Below are 19558 nucleotides of genomic sequence, written 5' to 3'. Positions count from 1 at the left end.
GTTGGTTGCACACGCTCCGTAGAGCCGGGCTCTGCCCGGCTGCTGTTGGATTCATGCGAACAACCTGCGGTTCACTGGATCCCTGGCTGGGCGGGTCGGGGCGGGCGTTCCGGGGGACGCCGCAAGTACATCCTTGTAGGCTCGATCGCCGCATCCATGCGGCTCACGCCCCCTCCAACCCACCCCGACCCGCCCCGACAGATTGTCGGTAGCCATCGAAAAATCAAAAAAAGGGCGAGGTCTCCGCCTCGCCCTTGAAAAATGCACCACCGGAAATCTTCGCGTATCACCCCAACCGCAGGCACACCATCGCATGCGCGGGCAACACCACCTGGTCACCGTCGATACCGCCCGCATCCGGACCCGGCACGTTCAATGCGGTCCACTCCCCCGCCGGCAACGGCGCAGACACCGCATCACCCGACAGATTGAACGCCATCAACAACGTCTCGCCCGCGTGCCGGCGCTCAAACATCAACACCGGCTCGGCGCTGCCCAGGAACTGGATGTCGCCCAGCAGCAGCGTGGGCATGGTGTGGCGCCACGCCAGGAACTGGCGGAAGGCGTTCAACACCGAATGCGGATCATGTTCCTGCCCGGCCACCGAACGCGCACGATGCTCGTCGGAGATCGGCAGCCACGGCTGGCCGGTGGTGAAACCGGCTTGCTCGGCATCGGTCCACGGCAACGGCGTGCGGCACCCATCACGGCCCTTGAAGTTCGGCCAGAAGGTGATGCCGTAGGGGTCCTGCAGCGCCTCGAACGGCACATCGGCCTCGCCCAGACCCAGCTCTTCACCCTGGTACAGACAGATCGAGCCGCGCAGCGAGCACAGCATGCCGACCAGCATGCGCGCCAGGCGCGGGTTGGCCGGATGGCCACCCCAGCGGGTCACGGCGCGCTCGACGTCGTGGTTCGAGATCGCCCAGCACGGCCAGCCTTCGGTCATCGCCGCTTCCAGGCGCGAGACGGTGCTGCGGATGTACTCCACGCTGTAGTCATCGACCAGCAGCTCGAAGCTGTAGCCCATGTGCAGGCGGCCAGCACTGGTGTACTCGGCAGTGGTGGCGAGCGAGTCTTCGGAGGAAATCTCGCCCAGCGCCACCGCGCCGGGGAACTCGTCCAGCAACGCGCGCAGCTTGCCGAGGAACGGCAGGTTCTCGGGCTGGGTGTTGTTGTAGTAGTGGTACTGGTAGGCGTACGGGTTGTCCGGGCTGAAGCCACGGCCCACGCGCTTGTCGGCCGGCTTGGGCGGGTTATCGCGCAGCTGGCGGTCGTGGTAGCAGAAGTTGATCGCGTCCAGACGGAAACCGTCCACGCCGCGCTCCAGCCAGAAGCGCACGTTGTCCAGCGTGGCCTGCTCGACGTCCGGGTTATGGAAGTTCAGGTCCGGCTGGTCCGCCAGGAAGTTGTGCAGGAAGTACTGCTCGCGGCGCGGTTCCCACTGCCAGGCGACGCCGCCGAACAGCGACATCCAGTTGTTCGGCGGGGTGCCGTCTTCACGCGGGTCGGCCCATACGTACCAGTCCGCCTTGGGATTGGTGCGGTCCTGGCGGCTTTCGCGGAACCAGTCGTGCTCGATCGAGGTGTGGCTGAGCACCTGGTCGATCATCACCTTCAGACCCAGGCCGTGGGCCTTGGCGAGCAGACGGTCGAAATCGTCCAGGTTGCCGAACAGCGGGTCCACATCGCGGTAGTCGGCAATGTCATAGCCGAAATCGGCCATCGGCGACTTGAAGAACGGCGAAATCCAGATCGCGTCCACGCCCAGCGCGGCAATGTAGTCCAGGCGCTCGATGATGCCGGGCAGGTCGCCCACGCCGTCACCGTTCGCATCCAGGAAGCTGCGCGGGTAAATCTGATAGATGACGGCACCGCGCCACCATGGAGTGTTCGTCATCGTGAGCCCCCCTCCGGGCTTCCATAGGGCACCCGCCAGGGGTGCTGGATCATGCCCGACAAGCTTAGCGGCGGCCCCTGCGGGGTGGTGCCATTTGCATACGTATTCACGCCGGGACGGCCTATAATCGGGCTTACGCCTGAAAGTACGACCGCATGACCATCACCGAAGACACCCGCTCCGCGCTGGGCCTGCCCCAGATCCAGACCCTCGCCGCGCCCGACATGGCCGCGGTGGACGCGCTGATCCGCCGCCGCCTGTCCTCCGATGTCGTGCTGATCAACCAGATTGCCGACCACATCATTTCCGCCGGCGGCAAGCGCCTGCGCCCGATGCTGGTGATGCTGGCCGGCCACGCGGTCGGCCAGGCCGGTCCGGAACACCACCAGCTGGCGGCGATCATCGAATTCATCCACACCTCGACCCTGCTGCACGACGACGTGGTGGACGAATCCAGCCTGCGGCGCGGCCGCAGTACGGCCAATGCGCTGTGGGGCAACGCGCCCAGCGTGCTGGTCGGCGACTTCCTGTATTCGCGCAGCTTCCAGCTGATGGTGGAACTGGATCGCATGCCGGTGATGCGGATCCTGGCCGACACCACCAACCGCATCGCCGAAGGCGAAGTGCTGCAGCTGTTGCACGTGCATAACCCGGACACCGACGAAGCCGCGTACCTGCGCGTGATCGAGCGCAAGACCGCGGTGCTGTTCGCCGCCGGTACCCGCCTGGGCGCGCTGGCCAGCGGGGTCGATGAAGCCACCCAGCAAGCGCTGTACGACTACGGCATGCGCCTGGGCTATGCCTTCCAGATCGCTGACGACGTGCTGGATTACTCGGCCAACGCCGACGAGCTGGGCAAGAACCTGGGCGACGACCTCGCCGAAGGCAAGGCCACGCTGCCGCTGATCCACGCGATGGCGCATTCGGATGAGACCACCCGTAAACGCCTGCGCGAGATCGTGCAGAACGGTGATGCCTCGGCCATGCCGGAAGTGCTGGCGGCGATCCATGCGACCGGTGGGCTGGATTACAGCCGCCAGCGTGCGGAGGAATATGCCGCTGCTGCGGAGCGGGCGCTGGATGGGCTGGCCGACAATGACGCCGTGGCCGCCTTGCGCGGGCTGGCGCGATATGCGGTGCAGCGTTCGCATTGATTGCGGCGGGCGACGACCCCCAACGGTCGCCGCCTACCGGGTGTTGCAGATTGACGGTAGCGCCCGACCGTTGGTCGGGCGTCGCCGCAAAGCGGCGGTATCACCCGCCATCGATCACCGCTTGTCGAAGAGCCCCTCGAAGAAGCTGTCCAGCGACTTCCACGCCCGCTTCGCCGCCCGCTCGTCATACGCACAGCCCGGCGGATTGTTCGCATCGGCCTCGGCAAAACAATGCACCGCGCCGCTGTAGTTGGTGAACTCCCAATCCACCTTGGCCGCATTCATTTCCTGCTCGAAGCCGCTGATGTCCTCCGCGGTGACGCTCTTGTCGTCCGCCCCATTGAGCACCAGCACCGACGGATGCGTGCCACCGGCCTTGGCCGGCAGCGGTGAGCCCAGCCCGCCGTGCAGGCTGACCACACCGGCCAGTGGTGCACCGGCGCGGGCCAATTCGAGCACCGTGGTGCCGCCGAAGCAGAAGCCGACCGCGCCGATGCGGCTGGCATCCAGCGGGGTCTTGCCGGCTTGTTCCTTCAGTACGTCCACCGCCTTGAGTGCACGTGCGCGTAGCACCGGGCGATCGTTACGCAGCTTGGTAGCCACTGGGCCGGCTTCGGCATCGGTCTTCGGGCGCACGCCCTTGCCGTAGACGTCGGCCACGAGCACCACGTAGTCGTCGCCGGCCAGCTTCTTGGCTTTTTCGATGGCCGAGGCGTTGACACCCTTCCAGTTCGGCACCATCACCAGGCCGGGGCGCTTGTCGTTGTCTTCGTCGTCGTAGACCAGCACGCCGCTGAAGGTGGTGCCGTCGTGCTGCCATTCGATCGGCTTAGCCTGCATGGCTGCCCAGGAGGGTGCTGCTGCCATGCCCAGTACCAATGCCGCACCCCACTGCCATTGCTGCTTCATGCGCCTGCTCCTTCGGGGAAAGCGCCACTTTAACCGCATGTCGTGTGAGGTCACGTCACGTCCGCTGACGGTATGACGGGGGATGCCGTAGAGCCACGCCCTGCGTGTCCACGCGGTGCCTGCGATCAGGCGATCCCAATCCCGGCAATCGCGGTGATCGCATTCGGATCAAATCCGGCCAGCTGGGCAAAATGCCGCCCGCGTGCGACGTAATCCTTGTACACCCCATAGCTGGGCGCACCCGGCGACAACAGCACCACCCCACCCTGCCCGCCCAGCGCATCACAGGCGATTCGCACGGCTTCATCCAGATCGCCGGCCGCATGCAGGCCAAACCGCCCGGCCTCGGCGAGCGGCTGCAGCAACGCATGAATACGCGGGCCATTCGCCCCCATGGTCACGATCTCCACCGGCGGCACGTCGTGCGTCATGTGCTGCATGAAATCGGTCCAGTCCAGTCCGCGATCATGCCCGCCCACCAGCAACGCGATGCGCTGCCCGGCGAAACACTCCAGCGCCGCCAGACTGGCGTGCGGCGTGGTGCTGATCGAGTCGTTGACGAAGCGCAGACCATCACGCTCGCCAATTATCTGTAGCCGATTGGGCAGCGGGCGGAAGCTCTGCACCGCCGGAGCCAACGCGACCGCGTCCAGGCCCAGCGCTTCGATCGCCGCCAGCACCGCGCACAGATTGCCGCGGTTATGCCGGCCCGGCAGCGGCGTATGCGCGGTGTCGAACACCGTTTGCTCACCGCGGTACACCCACTCGCCGCGCATGTGCCAGCCCTGCGGCTGGTTGAACCACACCACTTCGCTGTGCGGCAATTGCAGCGCCGCCAGATGCGGATCGGCGGCATTGAGCACGGCGATGCGCGGCGCGGCTTCGGTCACCAGGGACAGCTTGTCGGCGATGTAACGCGCCTCGCTGCCGTGCCAGTCCAGATGCTCCGGGAACAGGTTCAGCACCACCGCCACCTGCGGGTGCGCGCCACTGCGCGCCACCTCGCCGGTCTGGTAGCTGGACAGCTCCACCGCCCAGTACTGCGGAGCCGGCTGCGGCTCCAGCACTTCCAGCAGCGGCAGGCCGATGTTGCCGACCAGCCCGGTGCGTGCGCCGCTGGCGCGCAGCAGGTGCGCCAGCAGCGACGTGGTGGTGCTTTTGCCCTTGGTACCGGTCACGCACACGGTGTCGCGCACGGTACCGTCGGCGTCAGCGTGCTCGGCAAACCACAGCGACGTGCCGCCGATGAACTGCGTGTCCTGCGCGGCGGCCTGCTGGGCCGCCTCGCCATAGGGGCTGATGCCGGGCGATTTGATCACCACGTCGAAGGCGGCCAGCGATTCACCGCTGACATCACTGCGCACGGTCAGCGCGCCCTGGGTTTCAGCGCGCGCCGTTTCCGCTTCCGCCTCCGGGCAGAACAGGGTCAGCGGCAGCGACGGCAGGCGCGCGCGCAGCACGGCAAATGCCGCCCGCCCCTCGCGCCCCCAACCCCATAACGCAACCCGCTTGCCGTCAAGCTGCGAAATTCGCACGCAGGCGCTCCCAGATCGCCGTCGGAATACGGTGTTCGCCTTCCAGCACCAGCAACGGCTCGATCTTCAGTTCAGCCGCATCCAGCTGCGGCTGGATCTCGTGGATGAAGCGCTTCACCAGCACGTCCTCGCTCCACTCCGCGCGCGTAGCGAGGGTGGCCATCGCCGCACGCGATTCGCGGCCTTCGCCCACGCATTCGAACGGCTTGTGGTCCTGGAACTCCAGCAGCGCGTCAAAGCCACCGGCCTGTTCGGCGTCGTCCAGCAGGTTGCGGCCGAAGATGCGCACCAGCCGGGTCTTGGGCATGAACGGAGCCAGCGCCAGGAACACGAAGTGACACTTCGGGCAGACGCCACACCAGCGGTTCACCGGGCGCTCGCCGAGAATGTGGAAGTTGCGGTTGCAGCTGGAGAAATGCGCGTCGTAGAAGTCGCTCTTGGCAAACTGACGCGCCACCGCCAGCTCGGACAGCGGACGCAGCAGCGAGTAGTACTGCAGGTCGGCAGCAACGTGCTTCTGCAGATATTCGCCGAAGCCCTGCTCGAACGCCCAGCCCTTCGACCACTGGTGGTTGACCTCGCCGGTTCCGGGAATCTGGCTGCCGTAGCTGGCTGAACGTTCGTTGGAGAACACCACCTGGTTCACGCCCTGCAACAGCGCAGCCAGCACCATGATCGCCGAGTTCACCGCAGTGACCGGAATGTGGCCGTTCCACGCACCCTGGCGGTTCAGTTCGAACAGCTCCGGGGCCAGCACGCGGCCGATGTTCAAGGTGGGCAGACCGGTGCGCTCGGCGCAGGCGCGGATCAGCTGCGAGCCGCCAATCCAGGTCACGGTTTCCTCGATCCCCAGCGCGCGCAGCGCCTCGATGCTTACCAGCGAGTCCTTGCCGCCGCCAATGGCGACCAGCGCATGCTCGCGCAGGCCGGCCGCCGGCGCGACCACCGCCTCGCCCTGCACCGGCAGGCGGAAGCGCCCGCGCAGGTTCAGGCCGTTACGGTAGGCAAACTCGCCCAGCCCGTTGAGGTACACCGTTTCCACCAATGCGGCGGTATCGGCATCAATGGCGTAGCTGTCGATGCGCACATCTTCCGGCACCGCAGCCTTGTAGTAGCTGACACCGGCAAACAGGTGCAGCAGGCGCAGGGCCTGCTCCACCGCCTGCGCGCGGGCCCCGTCCAGCACGAACGGCGCGCCGGGAATGGTGACCGTCTCGACCAGTTCCGGGCCGTTGTCGAAGGCATAGACCAGCTGGGCCACGCCGGTGTTTTCATCCAGCGTGCAGCGGACGAAACGGAACGTGGCAACCTGGTGTTTGTCGAAAGCAGTCATGGCATATCCGGTGAGGCGAGGCGTTTTCGCGGCGGCGCGCGAAGGCGTTCAGTTAAGGGGTGCGGCGCGCAGTCAGGGCGTGTCATCAATCACGTCCTCGCGCGGCAGCGCACGCTGGTTGTAGGTGTTGGCCATGACGTACCCGTAGGCACCGGCGTCGGCGATCAGCATCACGTCGTCCGGCGCGGTCGAGACCGGCAGGCGGCGGCGCTTGCCGAACACGTCGCTGGATTCGCAGATCGGCCCGACCACGTCGAACATGGCCTCGGCATAGCCGCCCAGACGGCTGAGGTTCTCGATGTCGTGCCAGGCGTCATACAGGGCCGGGCGCATCAGCGTGTTCATGCCGGCATCCAGGCCGACCCGGCGAATGCCGTCCTTCTCCACCACCTGGGTGGCGGTGGTGAGCAGCACGCCGGCTTCGGCGACCAGATAGCGGCCCGGTTCAATGGCCAGACGGAACGCCGGGTGCACGGCCTTGACCTCGGCCAGACCCACTGCCCAGGCATCCAGGTCGAACGGCTCGTCGTCGGCACTGTACGGAATGGGCAGGCCACCGCCGATGTCGATGGTTTCCACGCTGCCGATGCGGCGCGCGAAGCCAGCCAGTTCATCGCACATCAGACGCCAGTGCTGCGCGGTTTCCACGCCGCTGCCCAGGTGGGCATGCAGGCCGACCACGCGGGTGCCCAGCTCGGTGGCCAGACGCACGAACTCATCGACGCGGGCGATCGGCAGGCCGAACTTGGAATCCTTGCCGCCGGTGCGGACCTTGGCGTGGTGGCCTTCGCCACGGCCCAGGTCCACGCGCAGCCACAGCTCACGGTTGCGGAACAGGTCCGGCCAGCGCTGCAGGGCTTCCACGTTGTCCAGGGTGACGGTCACGCCCAGCGCGAAGGCGGCTTCGTACTCGCCGCGCGGCGCGAAGCTGGGGGTGAACAGCACGCGGCGCGGCGACAGCGCCGGCAGCGTGTTGAAGACGTGCTTCAGCTCGCCATGCGACACGCATTCCAGGCCGAAGCCTTCCTGTTCCAGCACTTCCAGGATGGCCGGGTGGCTGTTGGCCTTGATCGCGTAATAGCGCTGGTCGATCGGCTTGATCGCGGCCAGCGCGCGGGCGCGGGCGCGCACCGTCGGCAGGTTGTACACATAGCGCGGCGTGCCGGCCTGGGCCAGCTGCAACAGGTGCTCACGCTGGCCCCGCCACCAGGCGGTTTCGCGCGGGCGGATGGTGCCGGCGATTTCGCGCCAGCGCGGGCCGAACACCTCGCCCTCTTCCACCGGCATCGCGCCGCTGTCGATCAGCTCGGCGTGCAGAATCGGCAGCAGGCCGTCGGCGTCGGCTTCGTCGATGACGAAGGTCAGGTTCAGGTCATTGGACGACTGCGAGATCATATGCACGCGCTCGCGGCCGAACGTGGCCCACACGTCCGACAGCTTGTGCAGCAGCGAGCGCATGCCGCGCCCGACCAGGGTAATGGCCGCGCACGGCACGATGATCTTGACCTTGCAGATCTGCGACAGGTCGGCCGACAGGGCGGCCAGCACATCGGTGCTGACCAGGTTCTCGGACGGATCCAGCGACACGGTGACGTTGGTTTCGGCCGAACCGATCAGGTCGACCGACAGGCCGTGCTTCTTGAACAGCCCGAACACGTCGGCCAGGAAGCCGACCTGCTGCCACATGCCGATGCCTTCCATCGACACCAGTACGATGCCGTTGCGGCGGCTGATCGCCTTCACCCCCGGCACCGGTGCGGCATTGCCGTCGATGCTGGTGCCCGGCAGCTCCGGGCGCTCCGTATCCAGGATCGCCATCGGCACGCCGGCGTCGCGGCACGGCTTGATCGACCGCGGGTGCAGCACCTTGGCCCCGGTGGTGGCGATTTCCTGCGCCTCGTAATAATCCAGGCGGGTCAGCAGGCGCGCATCCGGCACGTCCTTGGGATTGGCACTGAACATGCCCGGCACGTCGGTCCAGATCTCCACCCGGCTGGCACCGAGCAGCGCACCGAAGTACGCCGCCGAGGTGTCCGAACCGCCACGGCCCAGAATGGCGGTGCCGCCATCGGCGTGCTGGGAAATGAAGCCCTGGGTGATCAGCATGCGGGTCGGCTGGGCGTGGAAGCGCGCGGCCCAGTCGGCATCCGAACGCCACTGGCAGTTCACCGACAGGCGCTGCGACCACTCACTCTGATTAGGCTGCGGCGGCAGCGCCTGCAGCCACTGGCGGGCGTCCATCCAGCCGAAATCCAGTCCGCTGGCGCGCAGGTAGGCCGCGCCCAGGGTGGAGGACAGCAGTTCGCCCTGGCCCAGCACTTCCGCCTGCCAGTCCAACGGACGGGCGGCGGCGCGCGGATCGTCGAGCAGGCCCTGCAGCGCGTTCAGGCGTTCGTCCAGCGCGCTGGCGTCGAGCGAGAGCTCGACCAGGAACTCGCGGTGACGGGCCACCAGCGCATCCACGCGGGCGCGGCTGTCGGCGGCACCGTCGGCGATGGCGGTCAGCTCATTGGTGACCCCGGACAGCGCCGAGACCACCACCAGCACGCGCGCGCCGGTTTCTTCCGCACGTTTTTTCGCCAGCTTCCCGATCGTGTCCCAGCGGTGACGACGCGACACGGAGGTGCCGCCGAACTTCAGTACGATCCAGCGATCGACAAGGGGGGAAGCTGACATGGAGAAAGAAATATAGGTAATGGAGGGGGTTCGCCCGGCACACCGGGACGAACCTCTGATTCTATGCCAAGCCCGGCCCCTGCTGGGCCACCGCCCCCTGCCCCGGCGGCGGCCCGACGGCTCACTTGTTAAGCTGCCCGCCCGTTCCCCCGATTCTGGCCACCATGTCTTCGCGTCGTTTTCTGCAGTTGGATGTGTTTTCCCCCTACCCGGGTGCCGGCAACCCGCTGGCGGTGGTGCTGGACGCCGAAGGCCTGGACGAGGCCCGCATGCAGGCCATTGCGCGCTGGACGCGGCTGCCGGAAACGACCTTCGTGTTCGCCCCGCAGGCCCCGGGTAGCAGCTACCGGATCCGCATGTTCAGCCCGCAGAAGGAAGTGCCGTTCGCCGGGCACCCCAGCGTCGGCACCGCGCATGCGGTGCTCGAGGCGGGTCTGGCCGCTCCGGTGGATGGCGTGCTGGTGCAGGACGGTATTGCCGGCCAGCTGCCTTTGCGGATCAGTGGCGAAGGCGCACAGCGCAGCATTGCCATCCGCACCCCGCGCGCAGCGGTGGCGGAGGTGACTCGCGCCGATGACCCGCGCCTTCAGGCTGCGTTGCGCGGCTGGGCCCTGGGCGCGCTGCCGCCGGCGCGAATGGACGGCGGACGCAGCTGGTGGGTGGTGGAACTGGCCGATGAAGCGACCTTGCGTGGCCTGGCACCGGACTGGGACGCCATTGCGCAGCTGGCCGAGAGCACGGGCAGCATGGGTGTGTTTGCCTATGCGCGCAGCACCGATGTGGCGTATGACCTGGCGGTGCGCGCCTTTGTCGGCAACGGCCGGCGCTTCGAGGATGCGGCGTCAGGTGCCGCCAATGCGGTGCTGGCGGCGTGGCTGGACAGCCGCGAGGCGGTGCCGGGCAACGGGCGGGACTATGTGGTGAGCCAGGGCCGCGAGGTCGGGCACGATGCACGTCTGCATCTGCATATCGATGCGGAAGGCGACGTGTGGTCGGGGGGGCAGGTGCAGACGGTGATCACCGGCACGATTGATTGGTGATCACGGACACGCATGGCGTGTCCCTACGCGATGCCCATGCCCGGTACCGGGCATGGGCGCATGGATCAGCTGGCCAGTTCGGCCTTGAGGCTGATCGGCACCGCACTCAATGCCTTGGAAACCGGGCAGTTCTGCTTGGCGTCATCAGCCACGGCACGGAACTGGGTCTCATCGATGCCCGGCACCACCGCCTTGACCGACAGGGTGATCTGCGACAGCTGCGGACCGCCCTCCATCGACAGGTCTACCTTCGCTTCGGTGTCCAGCGTGGTCGGAGGAAAACCGGCTTCGGTCAGCTTGGCCGACAGTGCCATGGTGAAGCAGCCCGCGTGCGCGGCGGCGATCAGCTCTTCCGGATTGGTGCCCTTTTCATCGCCGAAACGGCTGCTGAAGGCATAGCGGGTGTTGTCCAGCAGGCCACTCTGTGGCGTGCTCAATTGTCCCTTGCCTGTCTTCAGGTCACCTTCCCAGTGTGCTTTGGCGTGACGCGAAATGCCCATTTGTTCTGTCCTCTGCGGGGTGAATGGCCGTGTCAGCGTAGACCGTCGCGCGTTAGCACGGTGTCGGCCCGGCGTGTCCGCCAAACCCCCTCTAGCGCGCTCCACCCCGGTCGTGCCACCCTGTTTTCAGGGCATGACCTGATGCACTGCAGTAACCGCACATGCAAAAAAACCTGAAATTTATGCGTTTGCCTATTGGCGGCGCAGGTGACTTGCCCTACATTTCGCTTGCCGACGGGGTTCGGCGCGACCAAACAACCAACCGTTACGGAACAGGAAACCATGGCAAAGACCGCTAAGAAGGCTGCCCCGAAGAAGGCAGCGAAGAAAGTCGCAACGAAGGCAGCCGCCAAGCCGGCCGCACCGAAGCCGATCAAGGAAGTGCTGACCAAGTCCGGCCTGGTTGCACACATCGCTGAAGCCTCTGGCGTTGTCGCCAAGGACGTCCGCGCCGTGCTGGCCTCGCTGGAAAGCGCAGTGGCCTCTTCGGTGCACAAGAAGGGCGCTGGCAGCTTCACCCTGCCGGGCCTGCTGAAGATCACGGCCGTTGCCGTTCCGGCCAAGCCGAAGCGCAAGGGCATCAACCCGTTCACCAAGGAAGAGCAGTGGTTCGCCGCCAAGCCGGCCACCACCAAGCTGAAGGTGCGTCCGCTCAAGAAGCTCAAGGACGCCGCGCTGTAATCTGCGCGCTTCCAGGCAACACCGGAACGGGACGGCCATGGCCGTCCCGTTTCATTTCCGGCGCGCGTTGCGCAGCGAAACACAGCGTTGCCGAAAGCCGCCGGGTCTTGCCGGTCACCCGCAAAACCACGGCCCATGGCGCTCTTCCAGTGCCACGCCACGCCTGAAACGCACAGGGTGGAACACTGCGTGCAGCCCTGCCTGTCGCAGCCCGGCACCCCGCCACCTATGGTGGGCATGTCCCCCACCGGTGCGTGCCGCCATGACCAGTTCTTCCCAGCGCTACCGCATTACCGTTACCCCGATCGAAAAAGATGGGTTGCAGTGCAGTGGTCGCTGCACCATCGAACTGGAACACCGCGCCCAGCAGGACTGGATGCGCCTGCTGGAGGCCGCACGCCGCCAGAGCGGCCTGAGTGGCGACGAGCGCGCCGCCGCCGTGGTGGCCACTCAGTTGCTGCTGGACCTGGCCCGCCGCCATGCGGACGAACCTGGACACCCGTTGACCGCACTGCAGCCGCAACTGGATGAAGTGCTGGCGGCGCTGGACGCGGTCCAGCGCGGCTGACAGCACGTTATGCTGCGTGGGTAGCGCCAGCCGTTGGCTGGCCCAGGCGATGGGTGATCGCCAGCCAGCCGGGCAAGCCCGGCTCTACCTAGGGTGTCTGCGATGCGTCGAGTACTGCTTCTGCTGCCGTTGCTGCTGGGCGGGTGTTCCTGTCAGCCGGAAAGTGCGCGTGCACCGGACGACCGGCCGCCGCCCCAGGATGTTTCCGCCGCAACGCCCCCGCCGCAGGACACCAGCGCCGGCGAAGTCGAGCACGGCGCGCCCGCGGTGGTGAGCGCGGTGGCTCCTGGCGCAGTGGATGAAACCACCACTATCCGCAACTACATCAACGTGCTGCTGCGACCCGACCGTGCCGCCTCCGATGCGTTCTGGACCGGTGGCAGCGCCGGCAGCCGCCCCGACGATCAGGTATTGCGAGGCATCCCCAACCTGCGCACGCTGCGGGTGGATACCGAACAGCCGATTGCCCGCGACTCCGCCGTGCCCTCGCGCCTGCGCGAAGTGCCGGTGCGGGTGCGTGCGGTGACCGCGGCAGACACGTTCTTCTACGAAGGCTGGTACCGGGTGCAGCCGCGTGCCGATGGAAGCGGCTGGGAGATTGTGGGGGCGTCGGTGCAGCCCGCCCTTCGGTGACTGCGTGGCTGCCATGAAGCCCGGATTCATCCGGAAGCGCTATCGTGGCGCTTCATCACTCACTGCCTCGCCGCCATGACCCTACGCCCCCTGCTCCTCCGCCTGGCCGCCAGCACCGCACTGATCGCCGCCGCCGTCGGCGCACAGGCCGCACCCAGCATTTCCGGCAAGGAACTCTCGGTGGGTGCCGCCGATGTGCAGCAGTATCTGGAGGGCAGCTTCCCGCGCACGCAGAGCGTCCTGAGCGGACTGGCCAACGTCACCATGAGCCGTCCGCAGCTGACCCTTCCGCAGGGCAGCCGCCTGGATCTGGGTCTGGACGTAGCGGCCGCATTGGGAGGTGGTGCCCCAGCGCCGCTGGGGCGGGTCACGCTGAGCAGCGGCCTGCGCTACGACGCGCAGACCCAGGGTTTCCACCTTGATCAACCGTCGGTGGATGAATTCACCCCGGTCAACGGTGGCGGGCGGCTGGATTCCAACACCCGCAGCCTTCTCAACGCCGCACTTGTCGAATACGCCCGCCGCGAGCCGATCTACAAGATCGACCCGACCGTCGCCGCGGTGCTGGGCGCGCTGCAGGTGCAGTCGGCCCAGGTGCGCGATGGCAAGCTGGTAGTGACGTTCAACCAGAGCCTGGGCTCCATCGTGCCCGCTGGCATGCTGGGCAATTGAGCCGGTAGGTACCGACCGTTGGTCGGTACCCCCGGATGCCACCCGACCAACGGTCGGGTGCTACCGCTTCGGCTGCAGCATCGTTCCGGTGCACTTCTTCGCACCGCAGCGGCATTCCCAGATCTTCTTCAGGCGCGCGGTGTGGCGCTCGGCCAGCACGATGCCGTAGTTGTAGGTCAGTTCCTCGCCCGGCTTGATGTCGCGCAGCGCCTCGATGAACACCTTGTCCTCGCGGCGGTTGTCACCTTCGGCTTCCTCGATCACGGCCTCGCAGTTGGGGTCGCAGCTGTGGTTCAGCCAGCGCGCATCGTTGCCCTTGTAGTTGGCATCAATGACGTAGTCGTCGTTCAGGGTGAACAGGAAGGTGTGACCGCTTTCCACATCCCCGGTATCATCGGCGTCCACATCGGCGTGGCTGCGCAGCAGACCCTTGTACTGGATGACCCGCTCGCCGGCCTTCAGCGGCGCAACGGCGAACACACCGTTACCGTGGATGGCGGACTTGCGGGCTTGGATCTTCTTGGGCATCAGGCTGGCCGTTGCATTGGGGAACGACGATTCTCGCCCGCCCGGCCGAAGGTTTCCACCACCTGAACAGGATGGGTTGGATGCCGGGACATAAAAGCGTACAATTTCAGTCCGCTTTACAACCCCGCCCTTCCCATGCTCCGCGTCACCAAGCTCACTGATTACGCCACTGTGGTGCTTTCCGTGCTGGCCGCCCGTCCGGGCGATGTCCTGAGCGCCACCGAGCTGGCCGAATACGCCAGCCTGGAACCGCCCACTGTCAGCAAGCTGCTCAAGCCCCTGGCCCAGGCCGGGCTGGTGGAAGGCCTGCGCGGCGTGCGCGGCGGCTACCGCCTGACCCGTCCGGCTGACCAGATCAGCCTGTTCGAGGTGGTGGAAGCGATGGAAGGTCCGCTGGGCCTGACCGAATGCGCGCACGACCACAGCCAGTGCGGCCGTGAACTCAAGTGCGGCGCACGCAGCAGCTGGCGGATGATCAACGACGTGGTGTCCGAAGCACTGCGCAAGGTCAGCCTGGCCCAGATCCTGCCCCCTATTCCCGTTGCTGACGCCCCCCGCCGCATTGCGGCGGATGTCGTCTCCTGATCCACAGGCAGCCCCCATGGCCACCGAAATCATCGACACCGTTGCCTCCGGCGACACCCCCAACCGCGAGATCCATGAGCAGCTCGGCCGCAAGTATTCGGCCGGCTTCATCACGGACATCGAATCGGACTCGCTGCCGCCCGGCCTCGACGAGGACACCATCCGTGCCCTGTCGGCCAAGAAGGACGAGCCGGAATGGATGACCCAGTGGCGCCTGGACGCCTACCGGCACTTCCTGACCATGCCGATGCCGAACTGGGCGAAGCTGCAGATCGCCGCCATCGACCTGCAGGCGCTCAGCTACTACTCCGCGCCGAAGGGCCCGAAGTACGCCTCGCTGGATGAAGTGCCGAAGGAACTGCTGGACACCTACGACAAGCTGGGCGTGCCGCTGCATGAGCGCGCCAAGCTGGCCGGCGTGGCCGTGGACGCGGTGTTCGACTCCGTGTCCGTCGGCACCACCTTCCGCAAGGAACTGGCCGAGAAGGGCGTGATCTTCTGCTCGATGTCCGAGGCCATCAAGGAGCACCCGGAGCTGGTCAAGCAGTACCTGGGCAGCGTGGTGCCGGTGGGCGACAACTACTTCGCCGCGCTGAATTCGGCGGTGTTCTCCGATGGCAGCTTCGTGTTCATTCCCAAGGGTGTGCGCTGCCCGATGGAACTGAGCACCTATTTCCGTATCAACGCCGGCCACACCGGCCAGTTCGAACGCACCCTGATCATCTGCGAAGACAAGGCCTACGTGTCTTATCTCGAAGGCTGCACCGCGCCGATGCGCGATGAAAACCAGCTGCACGCCGCGGTGGTCGAGCTGGTCGCGCTGGAAGATGCGGAAATCAAGTACTCGACGGTGCAGAACTGGTACCCGGGCGACGAGAACGGCGTTGGCGGCATCTACAACTTCGTCACCAAGCGTGCCGAATGCCGTGGTGCGCGCAGCAAGGTGACCTGGACCCAGGTCGAAACCGGCTCGGCCATCACCTGGAAGTACCCCTCGTGCGTGCTGCTGGGCGACGACTCGGTGGGCGAGTTCCACTCGGTGGCGCTGACCCATCATCGCCAGCAGGCCGACACCGGCACCAAGATGATCCACATCGGCAAGCGCACCAAGAGCAAGATCGTCAGCAAGGGCATCAGCGCCGGCCGTGGCCAGAACACCTACCGTGGTCTGGTCAAGGTGGACCGCAATGCCGACGGCGCGCGCAACTACACCCAGTGCGACTCGCTGCTGATCGGCAAGACCTCCGGCGCGCACACCTTCCCGTACATCGAGGTCAAAAACCCGAGTGCGACGGTGGAGCATGAAGCAACCACCTCGAAGATCTCCGACGACCAGTTGTTCTATTGCCGCGCACGCGGCATCGACCAGGAAAACGCGGTGTCGATGATTGTCGACGGCTTCTGCAAACAGGTGTTCCGTGAACTGCCGATGGAGTTCGCGGTGGAAGCCAAGAAGCTGCTGGAAGTGTCGCTGGAAGGGTCGGTCGGTTAATCACCCGCGCGGCTTCATTTGAATTATTGATTGCCACGCAGGGCGTGGCACTACGGGATTTGTCACATGTTGAAGATCGAAAACCTGCACGCCCGCATCGGCGAGAAAGAAATCCTCAAGGGCCTGTCGCTGACCGTGAAGCCCGGCGAAGTGCACGCCATCATGGGTCCCAACGGTGCCGGCAAGTCCACCCTGGGCAACGTGCTGGCGGGCCGTGACGGCTATGAGGTCAGCGAAGGCAGCGTGCAGTTTGAAGACGCCGACCTGCTGGACCTGGAACCGGAAGAGCGCGCTGCCGCGGGCCTGTTCCTGGCCTTCCAGTACCCGGTCGAAATTCCGGGCGTGAACAACACCTATTTCCTGCGTGCCGCGCTCAATGCACAGCGCAAGGCCCGCGGCCAGGACGAACTGGATTCCATGCAGTTCCTCAAGCTGGTGCGCCAGAAGCTGGCCGTGCTGCACCTGAAGGACGAGCTGCTGCACCGTGGCGTCAACGAAGGTTTCTCCGGCGGTGAGAAGAAGCGCAACGAGATCTTCCAGCTGGCCGTGCTGGAACCGAAGCTGGCGATCCTCGACGAAACCGACTCAGGCCTGGACATCGACGCGCTCAAGAGCGTGGCTGACGGCGTCAACGCGCTGCGTTCGGCTGACCGTTCGTTCCTGGTCATCACCCACTACCAGCGCCTGCTCGATTACATCAAGCCGGACGTGGTGCACGTGCTGGCCGACGGCAAGATCGTGCAGAGCGGTGGCCCGGAACTGGCCCTGCAGCTGGAAGCGCACGGTTATGACTTTCTGAAGAACCGTGTGGTCCCGGAGGCAGCGGTCTGATGAGCGCGCTGCTCGATTCCCTTGCCAACGGCTTCTGCGGCAGCGATGCGCGCCGCGCCGAGCTCGATGCTGCCCTGCTGGCCGGCCTGCCCGGCCCGCGCAGCGAAGCTTGGAAGTACACCTCGCTGCGCCAGCTGGAACGCCGCAGCTTCAGCCCGGCACCGCTGACCGCGCCGAGCGTGGATACTGCCCTGCTGACCGACATTGCGTCGCCGCGGCTGGTGTTCGTCAACGGCCGCCCGGTGCAGGCCCTGAGCGACCTGAGCGGCCTGCCGGCTGGTGTGCAGGTGCAGACCTTGTCGTCTGCTCTGCAGGATGGCGAAGAAGCCCTGCGCTTCCTCGGCCGCCGCTTCGAGCGCAGCGAGGAAGTGTTTGCCCGCCTCAATGCCGCCCTCGCTGATGAAGGCGTACTGGTGCGCGTGGAAGACGGCGCACAGATCGAGGTTCCGCTGCAGCTGGTGTTCATCAGCGCCGCCGGCGACACCGACCTGGCCTGGCACCACCGGCATCTTATCGAGCTGCGCGCCGGTGCCACCCTGGGCGTGGTCGAGCATCACCTGCATGTGGGTGATGCCGCGCACCTGGATAACACCTTGGTGCACGTGCACCTGGCGCAGGACGCCGTGCTCTCGCACGCCCGCGTGCAGGCCGACAGTGCGAAGGCCACCACCCTGCTGCGCACCGACGCCGTGCTGGCCCGCAATGCCCAGTACCGCCGCATCGACCTGGAACTGGGTGCCGCACTGAGCCGCCACGAGCTCAACGTGCGCCTGGAAGGCGACAACGCCCAGTTGACCGCCAACGGCGTGCTGCTTGGCAATGGTCGCCGCCACGTCGATACGCGCCTGGGCATCGAGCACATCGCCCGCGATACCAACTCGGAAATGCTGTGGCGGGGTGTTGCCGCCAACCGCAGCCGCGTGGTCTTCCACGGCGGCATCCATATCCGTGCGGGTGCCGATGGCACCGATGCCAATCTGTCCAACAAGAACCTGCTGCTGTCGGCCGATGCTGAGATCGACACCCAGCCGACGCTGGTGATCGACGCGGATGAGGTGAAGGCCGCGCACGGCGCGACCGTCGGTCAGCTGGATGCCAATGCACTGTTCTACCTGCGCTCGCGCGGGTTGCCGGCACCGCAGGCGCAGGCCCTGCTCAGCGCCGCGTTCTGCCATGAGCCGCTGAACGCACTGGACGCGCGCCTGACCGAACAGCTGCGCCGCCAGCTCGACCTCGCATTGGCCCAGGCAGGCGTGGCATGAACCTGTCCACGCCGCGCCCGCTCGGCGACACCATCGACGCGCCCGACTGGGACCGCGTGCGCCTGGACTTCCCGCTGCTGATGCGGGAAGTGCACGGCAAGCCGCTGGTGTATTTCGACAACGCCAACACCGGCCAGAAGCCGGTGCAGGTGATCGGCGCGGTGGACGAGTTCTACCGCCGTTACAACGCCAACGTGAGCCGCGCGGTACACGCGCTGGGCACCGAGGCCACCGACGCCTACGAGGGCGCACGCAACAAGCTGGCGCGCTTCCTCAGCGTGCGCGCCAACGAGCTGGTGTTGTGCAGCGGCACCACCTTCGCGATCAATCTGATCGCCTATTCGTGGGCACTCCCGCGCCTGAAGGCCGGTGATGTGATCCTGGTCTCGCGGATGGAGCACCACGCCAACATCGTGCCCTGGCAGCTGGTCGCCCAGCGCACCGGCGCGACCATCCGCGTGGCCGAGATCACCCCCGATGGCGCACTGGATCTGGACGCGCTGCGCAAGGCGATGACCCCGGAAGTGAAGCTGCTCGCGGTAGCACACGTTTCCAACGTGCTCGGCACGGTCAACCCGGTGCGCGAGATCTGCCGGGAAGCGCGCAAGCGCGGCATCATCACCGTAGTCGACGGCTCGCAGGCGGTCCCGCACCGCAAGGTCGACATTCCGGCCATCGGCTGCGACTTCTACGCCATCACCGGCCACAAGATGTGCGGCCCCACCGGCACCGGTGCGCTGTGGGCCAAGCGTGAGCATCTGGATGCGATGCCGCCGTTCCTTGGCGGCGGCGAGATGATCAAGGAAGTCAGCTTCGAAGGCACCGTGTTCAACGACGCCCCGCACAAGTTCGAAGCCGGTACGCCGAACATCGCCGGCTTCATCGGCCTGGGCGTGGCGGTGGACTACCTGGAGTCGCTCGGGCTGGAGCACGTGGAAGCGCGCGAAACCGAGCTTCTGGCGCACTTCACCGAAGAGCTCAACAAGATCGACGGCCTGCGCATCTTCGGCACCACGCCGGACAAGGCCGCGGTGGTGTCGTTCCTGATCGAGGGCGCACACGCCCACGACCTGGCCACCCTGCTCGACCTGGAAGGCGTCGCCGTGCGCTCCGGCCAGCACTGCGCACACCCGCTGCTGCAGTACTACGGCGTGGCCGCCACCTGCCGCGCATCGCTGGCGTTCTACAACACGCATGCGGAAATCGAGCGCTTCATCACCGCATTGAACAAGGTGCGCAAGCTGCTGGGGTGACGTAAA

The 19558-nt window shown here is 66.3% G+C and carries 18 protein-coding genes; 11 read left to right on the top strand and 7 right to left on the bottom strand.

The genetic code is table 11. The features are described from left to right. Positions 1-286: 286 nt before the first annotated feature. A complete protein-coding gene (locus PDM29_RS12665) occupies positions 287-1900 on the bottom strand; it encodes an alpha-glucosidase family protein (protein WP_311190472.1) in 1614 nt (537 codons plus the stop codon). 155 nt (positions 1901-2055) lie between these two features. On the opposite strand from PDM29_RS12665, the gene PDM29_RS12660 reads away from it, so the two are divergent. Further along, positions 2056-3054 (top strand): polyprenyl synthetase family protein, encoded by a 999-nt coding sequence (locus tag PDM29_RS12660; protein ID WP_311190471.1) that lies wholly within the window; start codon positions 2056-2058, stop codon positions 3052-3054. A 114-nt stretch (positions 3055-3168) separates the two neighbouring features. Here PDM29_RS12660 and PDM29_RS12655 read toward each other — a convergent pair whose 3' ends face one another. The 4 genes from PDM29_RS12655 to PDM29_RS12640 form a co-directional block, all read right to left on the bottom strand. Further along, complete coding sequence (locus PDM29_RS12655; RefSeq protein ID WP_311190470.1) at positions 3169-3963, bottom strand: dienelactone hydrolase family protein; 795 nt, start codon at positions 3961-3963, stop codon at positions 3169-3171. A gap of 125 nt (positions 3964-4088) precedes the next feature. After that, positions 4089-5498, bottom strand: coding sequence for a UDP-N-acetylmuramoyl-L-alanine--D-glutamate ligase (murD, locus tag PDM29_RS12650; protein WP_311190469.1), 1410 nt, complete (start codon positions 5496-5498; stop codon positions 4089-4091). Next, the gene (gene murL / locus PDM29_RS12645) at positions 5479-6831 is read right to left on the bottom strand and encodes a UDP-N-acetyl-alpha-D-muramoyl-L-alanyl-L-glutamate epimerase (protein WP_311190468.1); all 1353 of its coding nucleotides are present in this window, start codon (positions 6829-6831) and stop codon (positions 5479-5481) included. The genes murD and murL overlap by 20 nt, the downstream gene beginning before the upstream one ends. Positions 6832-6903: 72 nt before the next feature. Beyond that, positions 6904-9507: a bifunctional aspartate kinase/diaminopimelate decarboxylase gene (locus PDM29_RS12640; protein WP_311190467.1), complete on the bottom strand. Its 2604-nt coding sequence runs from the start codon at positions 9505-9507 to the stop codon at positions 6904-6906. A gap of 164 nt (positions 9508-9671) precedes the next feature. Between PDM29_RS12640 and PDM29_RS12635 the strand changes: the two genes are divergently transcribed. Beyond that, complete coding sequence (locus PDM29_RS12635) at positions 9672-10547, top strand: PhzF family phenazine biosynthesis protein (RefSeq protein ID WP_311190466.1); 876 nt, start codon at positions 9672-9674, stop codon at positions 10545-10547. Positions 10548-10612: 65 nt separating this feature from the next. On the opposite strand, the gene PDM29_RS12630 is transcribed toward PDM29_RS12635, so the two are convergent. After that, positions 10613-11047 (bottom strand): OsmC family protein, encoded by a 435-nt coding sequence (locus PDM29_RS12630; RefSeq protein ID WP_311190465.1) that lies wholly within the window; start codon positions 11045-11047, stop codon positions 10613-10615. Positions 11048-11329: 282 nt separating this feature from the next. Between PDM29_RS12630 and PDM29_RS12625 the strand changes: the two genes are divergently transcribed. The 4 genes from PDM29_RS12625 to PDM29_RS12610 all read left to right on the top strand — a co-directional run bounded on the left by PDM29_RS12625 (position 11330) and on the right by PDM29_RS12610 (position 13601). Next, positions 11330-11728: an HU family DNA-binding protein gene (locus tag PDM29_RS12625; RefSeq protein ID WP_125362407.1), complete on the top strand. Its 399-nt coding sequence runs from the start codon at positions 11330-11332 to the stop codon at positions 11726-11728. 262 nt (positions 11729-11990) lie between these two features. Next, positions 11991-12296, top strand: coding sequence for a DUF3861 family protein (locus tag PDM29_RS12620; RefSeq protein WP_311190464.1), 306 nt, complete (start codon positions 11991-11993; stop codon positions 12294-12296). 102 nt (positions 12297-12398) lie between these two features. Then, a complete protein-coding gene (locus PDM29_RS12615) occupies positions 12399-12929 on the top strand; it encodes a hypothetical protein (protein WP_311190463.1) in 531 nt (176 codons plus the stop codon). A 75-nt stretch (positions 12930-13004) separates the two neighbouring features. Beyond that, positions 13005-13601 (top strand): DUF1439 domain-containing protein, encoded by a 597-nt coding sequence (locus PDM29_RS12610; protein ID WP_311190462.1) that lies wholly within the window; start codon positions 13005-13007, stop codon positions 13599-13601. A 60-nt stretch (positions 13602-13661) separates the two neighbouring features. Here the strand turns inward: PDM29_RS12610 and PDM29_RS12605 are convergent, their stop codons facing one another. Next, a complete protein-coding gene (locus PDM29_RS12605; RefSeq protein ID WP_282297342.1) occupies positions 13662-14129 on the bottom strand; it encodes an SET domain-containing protein in 468 nt (155 codons plus the stop codon). 135 nt (positions 14130-14264) lie between these two features. On the opposite strand from PDM29_RS12605, the gene PDM29_RS12600 reads away from it, so the two are divergent. The 5 genes from PDM29_RS12600 to PDM29_RS12580 all read left to right on the top strand — a co-directional run bounded on the left by PDM29_RS12600 (position 14265) and on the right by PDM29_RS12580 (position 19552). Continuing rightward, entirely contained in the window at positions 14265-14714 is a 450-nt protein-coding gene (locus PDM29_RS12600; RefSeq protein ID WP_125361624.1) for an SUF system Fe-S cluster assembly regulator, read from the top strand. Between the two features lie 16 nt (positions 14715-14730). After that, positions 14731-16206, top strand: coding sequence for a Fe-S cluster assembly protein SufB (gene sufB / locus PDM29_RS12595; protein WP_311190461.1), 1476 nt, complete (start codon positions 14731-14733; stop codon positions 16204-16206). 66 nt (positions 16207-16272) lie between these two features. After that, a complete protein-coding gene (sufC, locus tag PDM29_RS12590; RefSeq protein ID WP_311190460.1) occupies positions 16273-17037 on the top strand; it encodes a Fe-S cluster assembly ATPase SufC in 765 nt (254 codons plus the stop codon). Beyond that, complete coding sequence (gene sufD / locus PDM29_RS12585) at positions 17037-18299, top strand: Fe-S cluster assembly protein SufD (RefSeq protein WP_311190459.1); 1263 nt, start codon at positions 17037-17039, stop codon at positions 18297-18299. Before sufC ends, sufD begins: the two co-directional genes overlap by 1 nt. Beyond that, complete coding sequence (locus PDM29_RS12580) at positions 18296-19552, top strand: cysteine desulfurase (RefSeq protein WP_311190458.1); 1257 nt, start codon at positions 18296-18298, stop codon at positions 19550-19552. Before sufD ends, PDM29_RS12580 begins: the two co-directional genes overlap by 4 nt. Positions 19553-19558: the final 6 nt, after the last annotated feature.

This window comes from Stenotrophomonas oahuensis (assembly GCF_031834595.1).
Taxonomy (GTDB): domain Bacteria; phylum Pseudomonadota; class Gammaproteobacteria; order Xanthomonadales; family Xanthomonadaceae; genus Stenotrophomonas; species Stenotrophomonas oahuensis.
The sequence above is the reverse complement of the archived record's forward strand: the minus strand, read 5'-3'. Positions and strand labels throughout refer to the sequence as shown.

Bases quoted from the DNA above. Each gene is read 5' to 3' on its own strand.
- PDM29_RS12665 (WP_311190472.1), bottom strand. From the start codon at position 1,900: ATGACGAACACTCCATGGTGGCGCGGTGCCGTCATCTATCAGATTTAC.
- PDM29_RS12660 (WP_311190471.1), top strand. From the start codon at position 2,056: ATGACCATCACCGAAGACACCCGCTCCGCGCTGGGCCTGCCCCAGATC.
- PDM29_RS12655 (WP_311190470.1), bottom strand. From the start codon at position 3,963: ATGAAGCAGCAATGGCAGTGGGGTGCGGCATTGGTACTGGGCATGGCA.
- murL (WP_311190468.1), bottom strand. From the start codon at position 6,831: ATGACTGCTTTCGACAAACACCAGGTTGCCACGTTCCGTTTCGTCCGC.
- PDM29_RS12640 (WP_311190467.1), bottom strand. From the start codon at position 9,507: ATGTCAGCTTCCCCCCTTGTCGATCGCTGGATCGTACTGAAGTTCGGC.
- PDM29_RS12635 (WP_311190466.1), top strand. From the start codon at position 9,672: ATGTCTTCGCGTCGTTTTCTGCAGTTGGATGTGTTTTCCCCCTACCCG.
- PDM29_RS12630 (WP_311190465.1), bottom strand. From the start codon at position 11,047: ATGGGCATTTCGCGTCACGCCAAAGCACACTGGGAAGGTGACCTGAAG.
- PDM29_RS12625 (WP_125362407.1), top strand. From the start codon at position 11,330: ATGGCAAAGACCGCTAAGAAGGCTGCCCCGAAGAAGGCAGCGAAGAAA.
- PDM29_RS12620 (WP_311190464.1), top strand. From the start codon at position 11,991: ATGACCAGTTCTTCCCAGCGCTACCGCATTACCGTTACCCCGATCGAA.
- PDM29_RS12615 (WP_311190463.1), top strand. From the start codon at position 12,399: ATGCGTCGAGTACTGCTTCTGCTGCCGTTGCTGCTGGGCGGGTGTTCC.
- PDM29_RS12610 (WP_311190462.1), top strand. From the start codon at position 13,005: ATGACCCTACGCCCCCTGCTCCTCCGCCTGGCCGCCAGCACCGCACTG.
- PDM29_RS12605 (WP_282297342.1), bottom strand. From the start codon at position 14,129: ATGCCCAAGAAGATCCAAGCCCGCAAGTCCGCCATCCACGGTAACGGT.
- PDM29_RS12600 (WP_125361624.1), top strand. From the start codon at position 14,265: ATGCTCCGCGTCACCAAGCTCACTGATTACGCCACTGTGGTGCTTTCC.
- sufB (WP_311190461.1), top strand. From the start codon at position 14,731: ATGGCCACCGAAATCATCGACACCGTTGCCTCCGGCGACACCCCCAAC.
- sufC (WP_311190460.1), top strand. From the start codon at position 16,273: ATGTTGAAGATCGAAAACCTGCACGCCCGCATCGGCGAGAAAGAAATC.
- sufD (WP_311190459.1), top strand. From the start codon at position 17,037: ATGAGCGCGCTGCTCGATTCCCTTGCCAACGGCTTCTGCGGCAGCGAT.
- PDM29_RS12580 (WP_311190458.1), top strand. From the start codon at position 18,296: ATGAACCTGTCCACGCCGCGCCCGCTCGGCGACACCATCGACGCGCCC.